A 17,171-nucleotide genomic window follows, 5' to 3' on the forward strand; every position below is an offset into this window, starting at 1 on the left:
CGCTCAGCTGTCGAAGCCGAGCCCCACCGTGTCCATCGCCTTCAGCCACAGGTTGCGCCTGCCGCCGTTGTCGTCGGCGCGGGCCAGCGACCACTTGGTGAGCGCGATGCCGGTGGACGCGAAGGGCTCCGGCGGGAACGGGAGCGGCTTCTTGCGGACCATTTCGAGCTCCGTACGCTCCGTGCGTTCGCCCGAGAGCAGGTCGAGCATCACGTCCGCGCCGAAGCGGGTCGCGCCCACGCCGAGGCCCGTGTACCCGGCGGCGTACGCCACCCGGCCCGCGTGCGCCGTGCCGAAGAACGCGGAGAAGCGGGAGCAGGTGTCGATGGCGCCGCCCCAGGCGTGCGTGAAGCGCAGGCCCTCCAACTGCGGGAAGCACGTGAAGAAGTGGCCCGCCAGCTTCGCGTACGTCTCCGGGCGGTGGTCGTGCTCGGCCCGCACCCGGCCGCCGTACGGGTAGATCGCGTCGTAGCCGCCCCACAGGATCCGGTTGTCGGCGGACAGCCGGAAATAGTGGAACTGGTTCGCGGAGTCGCCGAGGCCCTGGCGGTTCTTCCAGCCGATGGCGGCCAGTTGGTCGGGGCCGAGCGGCTCCGTCATCAGCGCGTAGTCGTAGACCGGGACGGTGTACGAGCGGGTGCGCTTGACCAGCGACGGGAAGACGTTCGTGCCGAGCGCGGCGTGCCGGGCGAAGACCCGGCCGTACGGGGTGCGCACGGCCACTCCTGCGCCGCTGGAGGCGAGTTCCGTGGCCGGCGTGTTCTCGTAGACGCGGACGCCGAGGTCGAGGCAGGCCCGCTTCAGGCCCCACGCGAGCTTCGCCGGGTTCAGCATGGCGACGCCGTGCCGGTCGTACATGGCCCCGAGGAAGGTGGGCGACGCGACCTGTTCGCGGGTCTCGTCCGCGTCGAGGAGTTCGACGCCGTCGGCGAGACCGGCCTCGGTCAACTCCGTGTGGAATTCGCGCAGTTCGGCGATCTGGTGGGGCTGTGTCGCCACGTCCAGTTCGCCGGTGCGCTCGAAGTCGCAGTCGATGGAGTAGCGGGCGACCGCCGCCTCGATGGCGTCGAGGTTGGCGGCGCCGAGCTCCTCCAGCTTCTTGATCTCCTTCGGCCAGCGGGCGAGTCCGTTGGCCGTGCCGTGCGTGAGGGAGGCGGCGCAGAATCCGCCGTTGCGCCCGGAGGCGGCCCAGCCGATCTCGCGGCCCTCGACGAGGACCACGTCACGCCCTGGGTCGCGCTCCTTGGCGAGCAGCGCGGTCCACAGTCCGCTGTAGCCGCCGCCGACGACCAGGAGGTCGCAGCGCTCGTCGCCGGTCAGGGCGGGGCGGGCCTCGGGCCTGCCGGGGTCGTCGAGCCAGTAGGCGACCGGCTTGGCGTCCGCGAGTGAATTCGTCCAGCGATTCATGGCGCGTGCGGCCATGATTCCAACTCCCTCAGAAATTCGAGTGGTTCAGGCAGCCTTGTTCTTGCGCTTGCCGATGGTCATTGCAACCAGCACACACAGTACGGCGACGAGGAACATGGCCGTACCGATGACGTTGATCTGAACGGGCGTTCCGCGCTGCGCCGAACCCCAGACGAACATGGGGAACGTGACGGTCGAGCCCGCGTTGAAGTTCGTGATGATGAAATCGTCGAAGGAAAGGGCGAAGGCGAGCAGCGCGCCCGCCGCGATGCCGGGCGCCGCGATCGGCAGGGTGACCCTGAGGAACGTCTGCGCCGGACCCGCGTACAGGTCCTGCGCGGCCTGCTCCAGGCGCGGGTCCATCGACATCACGCGCGCCTTCACCGCCGTCACCACGAAGCTGAGGCAGAACATGATGTGGGCGATGAGGATCGTCCAGAAGCCCAGCTGGGCGCCCATGTTGAGGAAGAGCGTGAGCAGCGAGGCCGCCATCACGACCTCCGGCATCGCCATCGGCAGGAAGATCAGCGAGTTGATCGCGCCGCGTGCCCTGAAGCGGTAGCGGACGAGCGCGAAGGCGATCATCGTGCCGAGGACCGTCGCGCCGATCGTGGCCCAGAAGGCGATCTGGAGGCTCAGCGAGAGCGAGCCGCACATGTCGGCGACGCCGCACGGGTTCTTCCAGGCGTCCGTCGAGAATTGCCGCCACTCGTAATTGAAGCGGCCCTTCGGTTTGTTGAAGGAGAAGACCGTCACGACAATGTTCGGCAGCAGCAGATAGCCGAGCGTGATCAGGCCCGCTATCACCACGAGATTCTTTCGCAGCCAGCGTGTCAGCGGCATCAGACGAGGTCCTCCGTCCCGGAACGACGGATGTAGAAGGTGACCATGAAGAGAATGGCCGCCATGAGGATGAAGGAGAGCGCCGCCGCCGTCGGATAGTCCAGGATCCGCAGGAACTGCGTCTGGATGACGTTTCCGACCATGCGGGTGTCGGTGGAGCCGAGCAGGTCGGCGTTCACGTAGTCACCGGTCGCGGGGATGAACGTCAGCAGCGTTCCGGAGACCACGCCCGGCATCGACAGCGGGAACGTCACCTTGCGGAAGGTGGTGAACGGGTGCGCGTACAGATCGCCCGCCGCCTCGTGCAGCCGGCCGTCGATCCGTTCGAGGGAGGTGTAGAGCGGCAGGATCATGAACGGCAGGAAGTTGTACGTGAGTCCGCACACCACCGCGAGCGGTGTGGCGAGGACCCGGCTGCCGTCCGTCATGCCGAGCCAGCTCGTCACGTCGAGGACGTGCAGCGAGTTGAGCGCGCCCACGACCGGGCCGCCGTCCGCGAGGATCGTCTTCCACGCGAGCGTACGGATCAGGAAGCTGGTGAAGAACGGGGCGATCACCAGGATCATGATGAGGTTGCGCCAGCGGCCCGCGCGGAACGCGATGAGATACGCGAGCGGGTAGCCGAGCAGCAGGCACAGGATCGTGGCGAGACCCGCGTACAGGACGGAGCGCAGGAACTGCGGCCAGTACTCGGACAGCGCGTCCCAGTACGTCGCGAAGTGCCAGGTGACCTTGAAGCCGTCCTCGAGTGACCCTTGCTGCACGGAGGTCGAGGCCTGGTAGACCATCGGCAGCGCGAAGAAGACGATCAGCCACAGGATGCCGGGCAGCAGCAGCCAGTACGGGACGAGTCGGCCGCGTTTGCGGGGCTTGCGGGGCTCTTGCGTCGGCGTGGGCGCCACCGGGGGCGCGTCGGTGAGTGTCGTGCTCATGCGGCGGCGTCCTCCGAGACCTTGGCCGCGCCCGCGTCGACATCCTGGGCGGCGTCCAGGCCGAAGGAGTGCGCGGGGTTCCAGTGCAGGACGACCTCGGCGCCGGGCGCGAGGCGGCTGTCGCGCTCGATGTTCTGCGCGTAGACCTCGAAGGAGTCGCACAGCGGGCTGTCGATGACGTACTGCGTGGAGACGCCGATGAACGAAGAGTCGGCGATGCGGCCGGTGATGCGGTTGCGGCCCTCGGGGATCTCGCCCGCGTCGTCGGTGTGCGTGAGCGAGATCTTCTCGGGGCGCACGCCGAGGAGCAGCTTGTCGCCGGTCGAGGTGGTGCGCGCGGAGTTGCGGGCGGTGGGCAGGACGAGCTTGCCGCCGCCCGCCTTGAGCGTGAGGTCGTCGTCGGAGCGGCCCGCGATCTCGGCCTCGATGAAGTTCGACGTGCCGAGGAAGTTCGCGACGAACGTCGAGCCCGGGTTCTCGTACAGGTCGGTGGGGGCGCCGAGTTGCTCGACCGTCCCCTGGTTCATCACGGCGACGGTGTCGGCCATCGTCATGGCCTCCTCCTGGTCGTGCGTGACGTGCACGAACGTGATGCCGACCTCGGTCTGGATGCGCTTGAGCTCCAGCTGCATCTGGCGGCGCAGCTTGAGGTCGAGGGCGCCGAGCGGCTCGTCGAGCAGCAGCACCTTGGGGTGGTTGATGAGCGCGCGGGCCACGGCGACGCGCTGCTGCTGGCCGCCGGAGAGCTGCTGCGGCTTCTTGCGGATGTGCTCGCCGAGCTGCACCAGGTCGAGCATGTCCTCGACCTGCTTCTTCACGGACTTGATGCCGCGCCGGCGCAGGCCGAAGGCGACGTTCTCGTAGATGTCGAGGTGCGGGAAGAGCGCGTACGACTGGAAGACCGTGTTCACCGGGCGCTTGTACGGCGGCAGGGACGTCACGTCCTGGTCGCCGAGGTGCACGGTGCCGGTGGTCGGGTCCTCCAGTCCCGCGATCATGCGCAGCGTCGTGGTCTTTCCGCAGCCGGAGGCGCCGAGGAGCGCGAAGAACGAGCCCTGCGGCACGGTGAGGTCGAGCGGCTGGACGGCCGTGAAGCCGTTGTCGTACGTCTTGCTGATCCCGGAGAGACGGACGTCTCCGCCGGTCTCCGACGTCGTAAGGGTCGTCATGGTGAGTCCAAGGAGTCGGTGAGGTCTGGGGGCGAAGGTGACAGGGCGGGGTGCCGGGCCGGTGCCGGGTGGAGATGCCGGGCGGAGGCGCCGGGCAGCGGGTCAGCCGCCGGTGAGCTGGGCGAACTTCTGCTCGAACGCCGTGTCTTCCTTGGCCGTCAGGGAGCGGAAACCGTGCGCCTTTGCCGACATCGCCTTGTCGGGGACGATCAGCGGGTCGTTCGCGAGGCCCTTGTCGAGCTTGGCGAGTTCCGGCTTGACGAGGCCGGTCTCCAGCGGCGAGACGTACTTGATCCCCGCCGCCAGCTCCGCGCCGACCGCCGGCTCGTAGAAGTGGTCCATGAGCTTCTCGGCGTTCGTCTTGTGGCGCGCCTTGTTGGGGACCAGCATGTTGTCGGTCGACGAGATGTAACCGGCCTCCGGGATCGCGAACTTGATGTGCGGGTTGTCCTTCTGGAGCTGCACGACGTCCCCGGCCCAGGCGAGGCAGGCCGCGAGGTCGCCACTGCTCAGGTCGGATATGTAGTCGTTGCCGGTGAAGCGGCGCACCTGCTTGCTGTCGACGGCCTTCTGGACGCGCGCGATCGCCGCGTCGAAGTCGTCGGCCTCGAAGTCGCGCGGGTCCTTGCCCATGTCGATCAGCGTCATGCCGATCGTGTCGCGCATCTCGGAGAGCAGGCCGACCTTGCCCTTGAGCTTCGGGTCGTCGAGCAGCTGCGAGACCGAGGTGATCTCCTTGCCGCCGGTGGCCTTGGTGTTGTACGCGATGACCGTCGCGATGCCCTGCCAGGGGTAGGAGTACGCGCGGCCCGGGTCCCAGTCCGGGTTGCGGAACTGGGTGGCCAGGTTGGTGTACGCGTGCGGCAGGTTGGCCGGGTCGAGCTTCTGCACCCAGCCGTAGCGGATCAGCCGCGCGGCCAGCCAGTCGGTGAGCACGATGAGGTCGCGCCCGGTGTCCTGGCCCGCCGCGAGCTGCGGCTTGATCTTCCCGAAGAACTCGACGTTGTCGTTGATGTCCTCGGTGTACTTGACCTTGATCCCGGTGCGCCCGGTGAAGGCTTCGAGGGACGGGCGGTGCTTCCCGTCCTTGCTCGTGTCGATGTACTCGGGCCAGTTGGAGAAGTTGATGACCTTCTCCTCGGCCGAGTGGTCCTCGGACGAGCCGCCGCCCGAGGACTTGCTCGCCGCGGGAATGCCGCAGCCGGTGAGGGCGCCGAGCCCGCCGACGGCGAGCGCGCCGCCCGCCGAGGCCCGCATCAGGGACCGGCGGGACATGGAAGCTCTTGCCCTGCCGTTCCTGAAGCTGCGGTGCATGGCGGCCAGTTGGGCCGGTGAGAGGCGGTCGGGCTCGTACTGCTCCATGCGCGTGGTTGCCCTTTCGGGAGGGTTGGCGGCCGCTGGTCGGTCGGCCGAGCTGCTATCGGTCCCCGAAGATCGTGCGGTGCCAGTCCTTGCGCACCACCGCGGTGTTGTCGAACATGACGTGCTTGATCTGCGTGTACTCGTCGAAGGAGTACGCGGACATGTCCTTGCCGAAGCCGGACGCCTTGTAGCCGCCGTGCGGCATCTCGCTGAGGATCGGGATGTGGTCGTTCACCCACACACAGCCCGCCTTGATCTCGCGCGTGGCACGGTTCGCGCGGAACACGTTGGTCGACCAGGCGGACGCGGCGAGCCCGTAGGGGGTGTCGTTGGCGAGCCGGATGCCCTCGTCGTCGCTGTCGAACGGCAGCACCACAAGGACGGGGCCGAAGATCTCGGACTGCACGGCCTCGCTGTCCTGCGCGGCGTCGGCGATGAGGGTGGGCCGGTAGTACGCGCCGTCCGCGAGGTCACCGCCGGGGGCCTCGCCACCGGTCACCACGCGCGCGTAGCCGCGCGCACGGTCCACGAAGGCGGCGACGCGGTCGCGCTGGGCGTGCGAGATGAGCGGCCCGAGGTCGGTGCCGTCGGCGAACGGGTCGCCGAGCCTGACGGTCTCCATCAGGGCGGCCGTCTTCTCCACGAAGGCGTCGTAGAGCGGGCGCTGCACGTACGCGCGCGTGGCGGCGGTGCAGTCCTGGCCGGTGTTGATGAGCGAACCGGCGACCGCGCCGTGCACGGCGGCGTCGAGGTCGGCGTCGTCGAACACGACGAACGGTGCCTTGCCGCCCAGCTCCAGGTGGATCCGCTTCACGGTGGCCGTGGCGATCTCGGCGACCCGCTTGCCGACGCCCGTGGAGCCGGTGAAGGAGGTCATGGCGACGTCCGGGTGCCCGACGAGGTGCTCACCGGCGTCGCGGCCCGCGCCGCTGATGACGTTGACGACGCCGTCCGGGAGGCCCGCCTCGGTGGCGGCCTGCGCGAACAGGAGCGAGGTGAACGGGGTCAGCTCGGCGGGCTTGAGGACGATCGTGTTGCCCGCCGCGATCGCCGGAAGCACCTTCCAGGCGGCCATCTGGAGCGGGTAGTTCCACGGCGCGATGGAGCCGACGACACCGATGGGCTCGCGGCGTACGTACGAGGTGTGGTCGGCGCTGTACTCGCCCGCGGACTGCCCCTGCAGATGACGGGCGGCGCCGGCGAAGAAGGCGGCGTTGTCGACCGATCCGGGCACGTCGAACTCGCGGCTCAGCTTGAGCGGCTTGCCGCACTGCAACGACTCGAGCCGGGCGAACTCCTCCGCCTTCTCGTCGAGCACGGCCGCGAACCGGTGCATGGCGTCGGACCGCTCGCCCGGCGTGGCCCCCGCCCAGCCGGGGAAGGCCGCGCGGGCGGCGGCGACGGCGTCGTCCACGTCGGCGGTGCCCGCCAGTTCGTACGTGTAGACCTCCTCGCCCGTGGCCGGGTCGACGACGGCGTGGGTGCGGCCGGACGTTCCCTTGACCAGGCGGCCCGCGACGAAGTTCGCGCCGTCCGCGAAGAGTTCCTGTGCCAGTGCGGCCACGTTCGCGGCCGAGGCGGGGTGATCCGAGGTGGGGTGGTGCATGAGTGCTCGCTCTCGCTTCTCCTGCGTCGGCACCGTCCCGAGGGCCGACGCAGCTCCAGCCGTGGCTCCAGCTCGATTTGAGTGCCGATCCTGACAGAGGACCATCACGCCAACAAGTGATTCCGTTGTTGCCTTTTGGTTACGCGACGGAATCTGTCGACCTGGGAAACGCAGGACGGATTGTCAGTGGTGCGTGTTCACGGGCTCATGCGAGGAAGGCGATCCCGACCCCCACCGCCGAAAGCAGCCCGCCGAGACCGCAGATGAGCCCGGCCAGCGCCTGGCCGCCGTTGGTCGCCGCCCTCTGCCCGGCCCGCCGCCTGCCGAGCACGCCGAAGATCATCGCGAGCGCCCCCGTCACGATCGCGAGCGGCCACACCACGAAGCCGACGGCGGAGACGACCCCGAGGACCAGGGCCGCGAGCCCGAGGCCGTTGCGGGGCGCGGAGGCCGGCACGCCGTAGCCGTACCAGTAGCCCGCGTACGGGAACGGCGTGGGCCCCTCGGGACCGACGGGCGGTGGCGGCACGGGCTCGTCCGGCGCCGCGTACGGATTGGCGTACCCGTACGCCGAGGGCGCGGGCGGCGTGCGCCACGGGTCGGAGTCGGTCATCAGGACAAGTAGGTACCCGCGCTGCGGGCGATCTCACCCGCATACGATGACGTGGACCCCGATCAGCCGATCACCCAAGTTCCTGGGGAGGAAACCGTGAGCCAGAGCCCGAGTCACAGTGACAGTCAGGGCCGGAACCTGGAAGCCTTCATCACCGGGCTGCCGAAGGCGGAACTGCACGTCCACCACGTGGGCTCCGCCTCCCCCAGGATCGTCTCGGCGCTCGCCGCCCGGCACCCCGACTCGAAGGTCCCGGCCGACCCCGAGGCGCTGGCCGAGTTCTTCACGTTCACGGACTTCGCGCACTTCATCCAGGTGTACCTGTCGGTCGTCGACCTGATCCGCACGCCGGAGGACGTCCGCCTCCTCACGTACGAGATCGCCCGCGACATGGCCCGGCAGAACGTGCGGTACGCGGAGCTCACCCTCACCCCCTTCTCCTCCACGCGCCGCGGCATCGACGCCCGCGGCTTCATGGAGGCGATCGAGGACGCGCGCAAGTCGGCGGAGTCCGAGTTCGGCACGGTGCTGCGCTGGTGCTTCGACATCCCCGGCGAGGCGGGCCTGGAGTCGGCCGAGGAGACGGCGCGGCTCGCCACGGACGACGCGCTGCGGCCGGAGGGCCTGGTGTCGTTCGGGCTCGGCGGGCCCGAAGTCGGCGTGCCGCGACCGCAGTTCAAGCCGTACTTCGACCGGGCGCGCGCGGCGGGCCTGCGCTCGGTGCCGCACGCGGGCGAGACGACCGGGCCCGAGACGGTGTGGGACGCGCTGAACCACCTGGGCGCCGAGCGCATCGGCCACGGCACGTCGGCGGCACAGGACCCGAAGCTCCTCGCGCACCTCGCCGAGCACGGCATCCCGCTGGAGGTGTGTCCGACGTCGAACATCGCGACGCGCGCGGTCCGCACCCTCGACGAACACCCGCTCAAGCAGTTCGTGGACGCGGGCGTGACGGTCACCATCAACTCGGACGACCCGCCGATGTTCTCCACGGACCTCAACACCGAGTACGCGGTGGCGGCACGCCTCCTCGACCTCGACGAGCGGGGCGTGGCGGAGCTGGCCAAGAACGCGGTGCGGGAGTCGTTCCTCGACGAGGCGGGCAAGGCACGCATCGCCACGGAAATCGACACGTACACGGCGAACTGGCCCCAGTAGAGCCTCGCCGGCGATCGGGGCGCGGGGTCCGGGGCGGAGCCCCGTGAGCGGGCACCGGGTGACGCCCACTCACCCCGACCGAGGCCACAATGGTGGCCATGCGCACCGTGACTGCCGTGGCCCATCGAGGCGACCCCTACCGTGTCCGCGAGAACACCCTCCCGTCCCTGCGCTCCGCGCTGGAACGTGGCGCGGACGCGGTGGAGATCGACGTACGACTGACGCGGGACGCCGTCCCGGTCCTGCTCCACGACTCCACCCTGGACCGCCTCTGGGAGCACGACCGCCCGCTGTCCGCGCTGTCCTGCGACGAGGTGCGCGGGCTGACGTCGGGCGGCGTGCCGACGCTGGCGGACGCCCTGGAGGCGTGCCGTGACGCCCGCGTCATGATCGACCTGCCGGGCGCGGACGCGCGTACGGTGCGCACGGTCGTCGGCGCCGTCCGCGACTGCGGCGCCGAGGAGCGGGTCTACTACTGCGCGGGCGCCGAGACGATGCTCAAGGTCCGCGCCGCGTCGCCCTCCGCCGAGATCGCGCTCACCTGGACCTCCCTGGCCCCACCCCGCCCCGCCCTGCTCGCGGCCCTCACCCCCCGCTGGCTCAACTACCGCTTCCCCCTGGCGACCCGGGACCTGGCGGCCCGCGTCCACCGCGACGGCTACCTCCTCTCGACCTGGACCCCGGACACCAAGCGCTCGATGCGCCGCCTGCTCGACATCGGCGCGGACTCCATCACGACGAACCGTGTGGATGTGTTGGCGGGACTGCGCGAGGTCACCTGAGGCGTCATGACACCGGTCAGGAACGCGGCCCGACCACCCGGCGCGCCACCCCGTGCGACACGGCCGTCGCCACCGCCGCCCAGGCGACCCCCGCCACGACCTCCCGGCCGCGCGTCGGCCGCAGCACCCCGGCGCGGCCCAGCCGTCGCCGCGCCCACACGGCGAACGGCACGACGAGGGTCGGTGAGGTGGCGGCGCCCGGCGTGTAGCCGCGCACGGCGAGGGCCTGGCCGATGTGCACGAGCCCGTGCAACCCGAAGCCGTTGAGCATCGCCTGGTACGTGGCGCTGCGTCCGCCGCTCACCCACCCGGCGACCGCCCCCGCACCGACGATCCCGGCCATGACGCCGACAGCGACGGCGAACTCCCGTTCGTCGGCGCCCTCCATGAGCCGCCACACCCGCTCGGGAACGTCCGGCCACCGCTCGCGCAGCCGCGGCACGTTCGCCCGGACCCAGCGCGGAGCGGTGAGCACCTCTTCGGTGTCGTGCAGCGCCCAGGCCGCGAGGAGCCCCAGGGTCACGGCCGCGCCGACCGCCCCGCCGCCCCCGTCGTCATCGTCCGTCATGGCCCGCACCCTACGGCGCCCGGACCGACGGGATCAGCGCTTCACGGCTTCACGCGGACGGCAGCGGGAACAGCATGCAGGTGCTCGTCGCGTGGGCGAGGACGCGGTCCGTCGCATCGAGCAACTGGGCCTGCGCCAGGGCCGTTTGGCGGCCACTGCTGACCACCGTGCCGACCGCGCGGACCTTCCCCGTGTCCACGGTGATCCGCTTCAGGAACTTCACGGTCAGGTCGAGCGACGTATAGCCCACACCCTGCGGCAGCGTCGACTGCACCGCGCAACCCGCCGCCGAGTCGAGCAGGGTGGCGTAGACGCCGCCGTGCACGCTGCCGATGGGGTTGTAGTGCTGCTCCCCCGGCACGAAGGAGAACACGACCCGGCCCTTCTCCACCTCGTCGAGGTCGAAGCCCACGGTCGCACCCACGGGCGCCCTCGGCAGGCGCCCTTCCTGGAGTTCCCGCAGGAAGTCGAGGCCGGAGCCGCGCCCGATACCGGCCGCCGTGACCGCCGGGTCCTCCCATTCGTACGTACGCGAACGCGTCACGCCCCCTGCTCCTCCCGGTCCACCACACCTGACAATGAAGCCTGACTTTGGATGTCGAAGCTAGACCTGGGCCGCACCCCTGTCAACTGACTGTCAATTACGAAGCGAGCCTCCTACGATGGCTCCATGGAGTGGCTTGAGACGAGCACCGAGAACTGTCCGGTCCAGCTCACGCTCGACGTGGTCGGCGAGAAGTGGACGCTGCTGATCCTTCGGGACGCGAGCAACGGGGTGCGCCGCTTCGACGAGTTCCGCCGCCATATCGGCCTGTCCGAGGCGGTGCTCAGCGACCGGCTACGGAAACTCACCGCGGCCGGCATCCTCAAGGCGACCCCCTACCAGGAACCCGGCAGCCGCGCCCGCAACGAGTACCGCCTCACGCGCAAGGGCTGGGACCTGTGGCCCGTCCTCGTGGCGCTGAAGCAGTGGGGCGAGACGTACGCGGGCGGCGACGCCGACGAGGGCCCGGTCCTCGACATCCGGCACCGCGACTGCGGGAGCCCGGTCCGCGTGACGGCCGCGTGCGAGCGGGGACACGGTGGCCTCGGCCCCTCGCAGGTCACCGCCGAGCCGGGCCCAGCGGCCCGGCCACGCGCGCGTACGTAAACGCATACGCGTACGCATACGCATACGCACGTACGCGTACGCCCTGAGGCTCGCTCACAGCCCCGCTATCTTGTTCCACCGCTTCGAGAACTCGATCCGCTCCGCCGGCTTGATGTCACGCGCGATCGCGAGCCGCGAGCGCATCTTGTCGTCGGGGAAGATCAGCGGGTCCTCGGCGAGCGCGGCGGTGTCCTTGTCCTTGGACGAGGCGAGCACCTCGCGCGCCGCCGGCACCGGGCAGACGTAGTTGACCCAGGCGGCCAGCTCCGCCGCGACCTCCGGCTGGTAGTAGTAGTCGATCAGGCGCTCGGCGTTGGCCTTGTGGTCGGCGAGGTTCGGGATCATCAGGGACTCGGCCCAGAGTTCGGCGCCCTCCTCGGGGACGACGAACTCGATGTGCGGGTTGTCGGCCTGGAGTTGGATGATGTCGCCGCTGTATGCCTGGCAGGCGAGGACGTCCCCGCTGGACAGGTCCTTGATGTAGTCGTTGCCGGTGAAGCGGCGGATGTGCTTCGCCTTGACCAGCTTCTCGACCTGGTCGCAGACCTTGTCGAAGTCGTCGGCGGTCCACTTGGTGATGTCGACGCCGTTGCCCTGCATGAGGAGGGCGAAGGACTCGTCGAGGCCGGACAGGAGGGTGACCCGGCCCGCGAGGTCGTCGGCCCAGAGGTCCGAGACGTGCTTGATCTCGCGGCCCAGCCTGCGCCTGTCGTACGCGATGCCGGTGATGCCGGACTGCCACGGCACGGTGAACTTGCGGCCCGGGTCGAAGTGCGGCGAACGCAGCAGCGGGTCAAGGTACTTGGTGACGTGCGGCTGCCGCGCCCGGTCCATCTCCTGCACCCAGCCGAGGCGTACGAACCGCGAGCACATCCAGTCGGAGATGACGATGAGGTCGCGGTCGGTCTTCTGGTGGTTCATCAGCGACGGACTGATCTTGCCGAAGAACTCGTCGTTGTCGTTGATCTCTTCGGTGTACTTGACCTGGATCCCGGTCTGCTTCTCGAACGCGTCGAGGGTGGGCCGCTTCGACGGGTTGTGGTCGTCGACGTCGATGTAGAGCGGCCAGTTGGCCCAGGTGAGCTTCTTGTCGGACGACAGATCCTGGGCGGCGGCGCGCTCACCGGGTCCGACGTACGCGGCGGGCACCCCGCAACCGGTGGCGAGGCCGCCGACCGTCGCGGCCGCGGCACCACCGCCCAGGGCGCGCAGCAGGGAACGACGGGTGACCTTGGAAGATATCGGGTTCGCTCGCACGAACTCAGCTTTTCTTCCGGCGACTTGGCCCCACAATGGACGCTGCGTCGAGCGCCGCGGTCCGGGGCCGACACCTTGTCGATCCCCGCTCACCCCGCCGCGTCCGCGACGGCTCGCAGATACCGGCCGGTCACCCACTTCTGCACGCCCCGCGCCACGGGCCCGCCGAGCCGCGTGTACCAGCGCCCCGGCCGCGAGAACGCCCGGATCCGGAACCACACGGCCCCGCCCGCCGCCCGCTCGACGAGGAACGCCTCCTCGCCGCGCTCCGGATGCCCCGGCAGCGTCCCGTAGGCGAATCCGACGCGCGACGGCTCGCGCACGACCCGGACCACCCGGCAGGGAATGCGCAGGAGCAGCGCCCGCAGCACCACATCGGCGCCCTCGCGGACGTCGTCGTCCGGCGTCACCCGGAGCCCGGCCCCGCGCTGCGCGCCCCACGAAAGAACCGCCGCGCCGGCCCGCTCGAAGCATTCCTGCCCCGAGCCGATCCGGACACGGCGGTCCAAGTGGGCGTACCCCGGCGGCAGTTCACCCGCCGCCAGGGTCGCGCCGACCTCTCCGTAAGTGAGGCTCACGCGTCCAGCGACGTCATCACGTGCTTGATCCGCGTGTAGTCGTCGAAGCCGTACGCCGACAGGTCCTTGCCGTAGCCCGACTTCTTGAAGCCGCCGTGCGGCATCTCGGCGACGAGCGGGATGTGGGTGTTGATCCACACACAGCCGAAGTCGAGGACCTTGGACATCCGCATCGCGCGGCCGTGGTCCTTCGTCCAGACCGAGGAGGCCAGCGCGTACTCGACGCCGTTGGCGTACGACACCGCCTGCTCCTCGTCCGTGAAGGACTGGACGGTGATGACGGGGCCGAAGACCTCGTTCTGGATGATCTCGTCGTCCTGCTTGAGGCCCGAGACGACGGTCGGGGCGTAGAAGTAGCCCTTCTCGCCGACGCGGTGGCCGCCGGCCTCGACCTTGGCGTGCGCCGGGAGCCGCTCGATGAAGCCGGTGACCTGCTTCAGCTGGTTGGCATTGTTCAGCGGGCCGTACAGGACGTCCTCGTCGTCGGCCGCGCCGGTCTTCGTCTCGGCGGCGATCTTGGCGAGCGCGGTGACGAACTCGTCGTGCACCGACTCGTGGACGAGCACGCGCGTGGCGGCCGTACAGTCCTGGCCGGCGTTGAAGTACCCGGCCTCGGCGATGCCCTCGGCGGCCTTCTGGAGATCGGCGTCGTCGAAGACGACGACCGGGGCCTTGCCGCCCAGCTCCAGGTGGACCCGCTTGAGGTCCTTGGCCGCGGACTCGGCGACCTGCATGCCGGCGCGCACGGAACCGGTGATGGAGGCCATCGCGGGGGTCTTGTGCTCGACCATCGTGCGACCGGTGTCGCGGTCGCCGCACACCACGTTGAAGACGCCCTTGGGCACGATCGAGCCGATGATCTCGGCCATCAGGACCGTGGAGGCCGGGGTGGTGTCGGACGGCTTGAGGACGACCGTGTTGCCCGCGGCGAGCGCCGGGGCGAACTTCCAGACGCCCATCATCATCGGGTAGTTCCACGGCGCGACCTGCGCGCAGACGCCGATCGGCTCGCGGCGCACGAAGGACGTCAGGCCCTCCATGTACTCGCCGCCGGAGCGGCCCTCGAGCATGCGCGCGGCGCCCGCGAAGAAGCGGATCTGGTCGAGCATCATCGGGATCTCTTCGCTGCGGGTGAGACCGAGCGGCTTGCCGCAGTTCTCCGACTCGATGGCGATGAGGTCCTCGGCGCGCTCCTCGAACGCGTCCGCGATCTTCAGGAGGTACTTCTGGCGCTCACCCGGGACCAGGTCGCGCCAGGCCGGGAACGCCGCCTCGGCGGCGGCCATCGCGGCGTCCACGTCGGCCTGCCCGGACAGCGGCGCGGTCGCGTACGCCTCGCCCGTGGCGGGGTTGACCACCTCGGTGGTCCGTCCGTCGACGGCGTCCCGGAACTCACCGTCGATGTAATTGCGCAGACGACGCAGCTCACTGGTGCTCACTGCCGGCCCTCCTGACTGTTCGCTGTCCAAAGATTGAGACGCCCACCCTAGACCGAGGACCGACGTTTTCGACACCCCCCACCCCTGTTGAACTACGGAATTAGTGAGGTTGAAGGTCGTAGACAACGAATTTCATCGATCCGGGCTTGCGAAACCGACGAGTCCTCGTGCACAGTGAGGCCGTGGCCAGTCGCAGCGCAGACCCCAAGGGACCCAGTTCGAGGAACGGCAGCAATCCGCCGCTCGACTCCGTCTCCCTCGCCATCATCGAACAGCTCCAGGAGGACGGCAGGCGTCCGTACGCCGCCATCGGCAAGGCCGTCGGCCTCTCCGAGGCGGCCGTGCGCCAGCGCGTCCAGAAGCTGCTCGATCAGGGCGTGATGCAGATCGTCGCCGTCACCGACCCGCTCACCGTGGGTTTCCGACGGCAGGCGATGGTCGGCATCAACGTCGAGGGCGACCTGGATCCCGTGGCGGACGCGCTCACCGACATGCCGGAGTGCGAGTACGTCGTGATGACCGCGGGCTCGTTCGACCTGATGGTGGAGATCGTCTGCGAGGACGACGACCACCTTCTGGAGGTCATCAACCGACGCATCCGGGCCCTCCCCGGAGTGCGCTCCACCGAGAGCTTCGTCTACCTGAAGCTCAAGAAGCAGACCTACATGTGGGGAACCCGATAGCCGTGAGCAAGGACCTCAGCCGAACCGCGTACGACCACCTGTGGATGCACTTCACCCGCATGTCGTCGTACGAGAACGCGCCCGTTCCCACCATCGTGCGTGGCGAGGGCACCTACATCTACGACGACAAGGGCCAGAAGTACCTGGACGGCCTCTCCGGCCTGTTCGTGGTCCAGGCCGGTCACGGCCGCCGCGAGCTCGCCGAGGTCGCCGCCAAGCAGGCGTCCGAGCTGGCGTTCTTCCCGATCTGGTCGTACGCCCACCCCAAGGCCGTGGAGCTGGCCGAGCGCCTGGCCCACTACGCTCCGGGCGACCTCAACAAGGTCTTCTTCACCACCGGTGGCGGCGAGGCCGTCGAGACCGCGTGGAAGCTGGCGAAGCAGTACCACAAGCTCAACGGCAACCACACGAAGTACAAGGTCATCTCCCGCGCGGTCGCCTACCACGGCACCCCGCAGGGCGCCCTGTCCATCACCGGCCTGCCCGCCCTCAAGGCCCCCTTCGAGCCGCTCGTCCCGGGCGCGCACAAGGTGCCGAACACGAACATCTACCGCGCCCCGATCCACGGCGACGACCCCGAGGCCTTCGGCCGCTGGGCCGCCGACCAGATCGAGCAGGAGATCCTGTTCGAGGGCGCGGAGACGGTCGCGGCCGTCTTCCTGGAGCCGGTGCAGAACGCCGGCGGCTGCTTCCCGCCGCCCCCCGGCTACTTCCAGCGCGTGCGCGAGATCTGCGACAAGTACGACGTGCTGCTCGTCTCCGACGAGGTCATCTGCGCCTTCGGCCGCCTCGGCACGATGTTCGCCTGTGACAAGTTCGGCTACGTCCCGGACATCATCACCTGCGCCAAGGGCATGACGTCCGGCTACTCCCCGATCGGTGCGGCCATCGTCTCCGACCGGATCGCCGAGCCGTTCTACAAGGGCGACAACACGTTCCTGCACGGCTACACGTTCGGTGGCCACCCGGTCTCCGCCGCCGTCGGCCTCGCGAACCTGGACATCTTCGAGCGCGAGGGCCTCAACCAGCACGTGCTGGACAACGAGGCGAACTTCCTCAACACGCTGCAGAAGCTGAACGACCTGCCGATCGTCGGCGACGTCCGCGGCAACGGCTTCTTCTACGGCATCGAGCTCGTCAAGGACAAGGCCACCAAGGAGACCTTCACGGACGAGGAGTCGGAGCGCGTGCTCTACGGCTTCGTCTCCAAGAAGCTCTTCGAGTACGGCCTGTACTGCCGCGCCGACGACCGTGGCGACCCGGTCATCCAGCTCTCCCCGCCGCTGGTCTCCGACCAGTCAACCTTCGACGAGATCGAGGGGATCATCCGCCAGGTCCTCACGGAGGCCTGGTCGAAGATCTGATCAAGGTCTGAGCCAGAGGTGGCCACGGACCGCCAACTGGCTTGACGCACGGCCCGGTTGCACCCATCCGAGTGAGATGGGAGGCAACCGGGCCGTGCCCTTCTCCGGCCCGCGCCCGCGCGTCCATACGGTGCCCAGTGACCGATCGGCCCCGCCTTCGTTCCCCCGTTAGGGGGAAGGCAACTGATCAGAACCGAGGTGTACGTCATGGTGGCCCCGCCGGACAACGACGTGCTGTGGGCGCGTGCCCTGCACTACGC

At 69.4% G+C, this 17,171-nt stretch carries 17 protein-coding genes; 5 read left to right on the forward strand and 12 right to left on the reverse strand.

Going from position 1 to position 17,171, the window contains the following annotated elements:
* Positions 1-3 precede the first annotated feature (3 nt).
* From ACP4E5_RS15185 to ACP4E5_RS15215, 7 genes are all read right to left on the reverse strand, one after another.
* Positions 4-1,422: an NAD(P)/FAD-dependent oxidoreductase gene (locus tag ACP4E5_RS15185; RefSeq protein ID WP_425828933.1), complete on the reverse strand. Its 1,419-nt coding sequence runs from the start codon at positions 1,420-1,422 to the stop codon at positions 4-6.
* Between the two features lie 30 nt (positions 1,423-1,452).
* Positions 1,453-2,250, reverse strand: a complete 798-nt coding sequence (locus ACP4E5_RS15190; RefSeq protein ID WP_425828935.1) for an ABC transporter permease — start codon at positions 2,248-2,250, stop codon at positions 1,453-1,455.
* Positions 2,250-3,182, reverse strand: a complete 933-nt coding sequence (locus ACP4E5_RS15195; RefSeq protein ID WP_425828937.1) for an ABC transporter permease — start codon at positions 3,180-3,182, stop codon at positions 2,250-2,252. Before ACP4E5_RS15195 ends, ACP4E5_RS15190 begins: the two co-directional genes overlap by 1 nt.
* Positions 3,179-4,351 carry an ABC transporter ATP-binding protein gene (locus ACP4E5_RS15200; RefSeq protein WP_425828939.1) on the reverse strand — a complete coding sequence of 391 codons (1,173 nt, stop codon included), beginning with the start codon at positions 4,349-4,351 and terminating at the stop codon, positions 3,179-3,181. The genes ACP4E5_RS15195 and ACP4E5_RS15200 overlap by 4 nt, the downstream gene beginning before the upstream one ends.
* A gap of 102 nt (positions 4,352-4,453) precedes the next feature.
* Positions 4,454-5,713: a polyamine ABC transporter substrate-binding protein gene (locus tag ACP4E5_RS15205; RefSeq protein WP_425828941.1), complete on the reverse strand. Its 1,260-nt coding sequence runs from the start codon at positions 5,711-5,713 to the stop codon at positions 4,454-4,456.
* Positions 5,714-5,768: 55 nt separating this feature from the next.
* Positions 5,769-7,319 (reverse strand): gamma-aminobutyraldehyde dehydrogenase, encoded by a 1,551-nt coding sequence (locus ACP4E5_RS15210; protein WP_425828943.1) that lies wholly within the window; start codon positions 7,317-7,319, stop codon positions 5,769-5,771.
* 205 nt (positions 7,320-7,524) lie between these two features.
* Positions 7,525-7,932: a DUF4190 domain-containing protein gene (locus tag ACP4E5_RS15215; RefSeq protein WP_425828945.1), complete on the reverse strand. Its 408-nt coding sequence runs from the start codon at positions 7,930-7,932 to the stop codon at positions 7,525-7,527.
* 96 nt (positions 7,933-8,028) lie between these two features.
* On the opposite strand from ACP4E5_RS15215, the gene ACP4E5_RS15220 reads away from it, so the two are divergent.
* Both ACP4E5_RS15220 and ACP4E5_RS15225 read left to right on the forward strand, forming a co-directional pair.
* Positions 8,029-9,090: an adenosine deaminase gene (locus tag ACP4E5_RS15220; RefSeq protein ID WP_425828947.1), complete on the forward strand. Its 1,062-nt coding sequence runs from the start codon at positions 8,029-8,031 to the stop codon at positions 9,088-9,090.
* Between the two features lie 98 nt (positions 9,091-9,188).
* Positions 9,189-9,872 (forward strand): glycerophosphodiester phosphodiesterase, encoded by a 684-nt coding sequence (locus ACP4E5_RS15225; protein ID WP_425828949.1) that lies wholly within the window; start codon positions 9,189-9,191, stop codon positions 9,870-9,872.
* A gap of 16 nt (positions 9,873-9,888) precedes the next feature.
* On the opposite strand, the gene ACP4E5_RS15230 is transcribed toward ACP4E5_RS15225, so the two are convergent.
* Both ACP4E5_RS15230 and ACP4E5_RS15235 read right to left on the reverse strand, forming a co-directional pair.
* Positions 9,889-10,440, reverse strand: a complete 552-nt coding sequence (locus tag ACP4E5_RS15230; protein WP_425828951.1) for an HXXEE domain-containing protein — start codon at positions 10,438-10,440, stop codon at positions 9,889-9,891.
* 49 nt (positions 10,441-10,489) lie between these two features.
* Positions 10,490-10,984, reverse strand: a complete 495-nt coding sequence (locus ACP4E5_RS15235) for a PaaI family thioesterase (protein WP_425828953.1) — start codon at positions 10,982-10,984, stop codon at positions 10,490-10,492.
* Between the two features lie 126 nt (positions 10,985-11,110).
* Here ACP4E5_RS15235 and ACP4E5_RS15240 point away from each other — a divergent pair, with 126 nt between their 5' ends.
* Positions 11,111-11,590 carry a winged helix-turn-helix transcriptional regulator gene (locus tag ACP4E5_RS15240; protein ID WP_425828955.1) on the forward strand — a complete coding sequence of 160 codons (480 nt, stop codon included), beginning with the start codon at positions 11,111-11,113 and terminating at the stop codon, positions 11,588-11,590.
* 54 nt (positions 11,591-11,644) lie between these two features.
* Here ACP4E5_RS15240 and ACP4E5_RS15245 read toward each other — a convergent pair whose 3' ends face one another.
* The 3 genes from ACP4E5_RS15245 to ACP4E5_RS15255 all read right to left on the reverse strand — a co-directional run bounded on the left by ACP4E5_RS15245 (position 11,645) and on the right by ACP4E5_RS15255 (position 14,864).
* Positions 11,645-12,847 (reverse strand): polyamine ABC transporter substrate-binding protein, encoded by a 1,203-nt coding sequence (locus tag ACP4E5_RS15245; protein ID WP_425828957.1) that lies wholly within the window; start codon positions 12,845-12,847, stop codon positions 11,645-11,647.
* 89 nt (positions 12,848-12,936) lie between these two features.
* Positions 12,937-13,425, reverse strand: coding sequence for a DUF1990 family protein (locus tag ACP4E5_RS15250; protein WP_425828959.1), 489 nt, complete (start codon positions 13,423-13,425; stop codon positions 12,937-12,939).
* Positions 13,422-14,864 carry a gamma-aminobutyraldehyde dehydrogenase gene (locus ACP4E5_RS15255; RefSeq protein ID WP_425828961.1) on the reverse strand — a complete coding sequence of 481 codons (1,443 nt, stop codon included), beginning with the start codon at positions 14,862-14,864 and terminating at the stop codon, positions 13,422-13,424. The genes ACP4E5_RS15250 and ACP4E5_RS15255 overlap by 4 nt, the downstream gene beginning before the upstream one ends.
* A 167-nt stretch (positions 14,865-15,031) precedes the next feature.
* On the opposite strand from ACP4E5_RS15255, the gene ACP4E5_RS15260 reads away from it, so the two are divergent.
* Together ACP4E5_RS15260 and ACP4E5_RS15265 are read left to right on the forward strand one after the other, a co-directional pair.
* Complete coding sequence (locus ACP4E5_RS15260) at positions 15,032-15,547, forward strand: Lrp/AsnC family transcriptional regulator (protein WP_266714722.1); 516 nt, start codon at positions 15,032-15,034, stop codon at positions 15,545-15,547.
* Positions 15,532-16,911, forward strand: a complete 1,380-nt coding sequence (locus ACP4E5_RS15265) for an aspartate aminotransferase family protein (RefSeq protein ID WP_425828963.1) — start codon at positions 15,532-15,534, stop codon at positions 16,909-16,911. Before ACP4E5_RS15260 ends, ACP4E5_RS15265 begins: the two co-directional genes overlap by 16 nt.
* Positions 16,912-17,171: the final 260 nt, after the last annotated feature.

Origin of the sequence: Streptomyces fractus (genome assembly GCF_049844455.1) — a bacterium.
GTDB classification, from domain to species: domain Bacteria; phylum Actinomycetota; class Actinomycetes; order Streptomycetales; family Streptomycetaceae; genus Streptomyces; species Streptomyces fractus.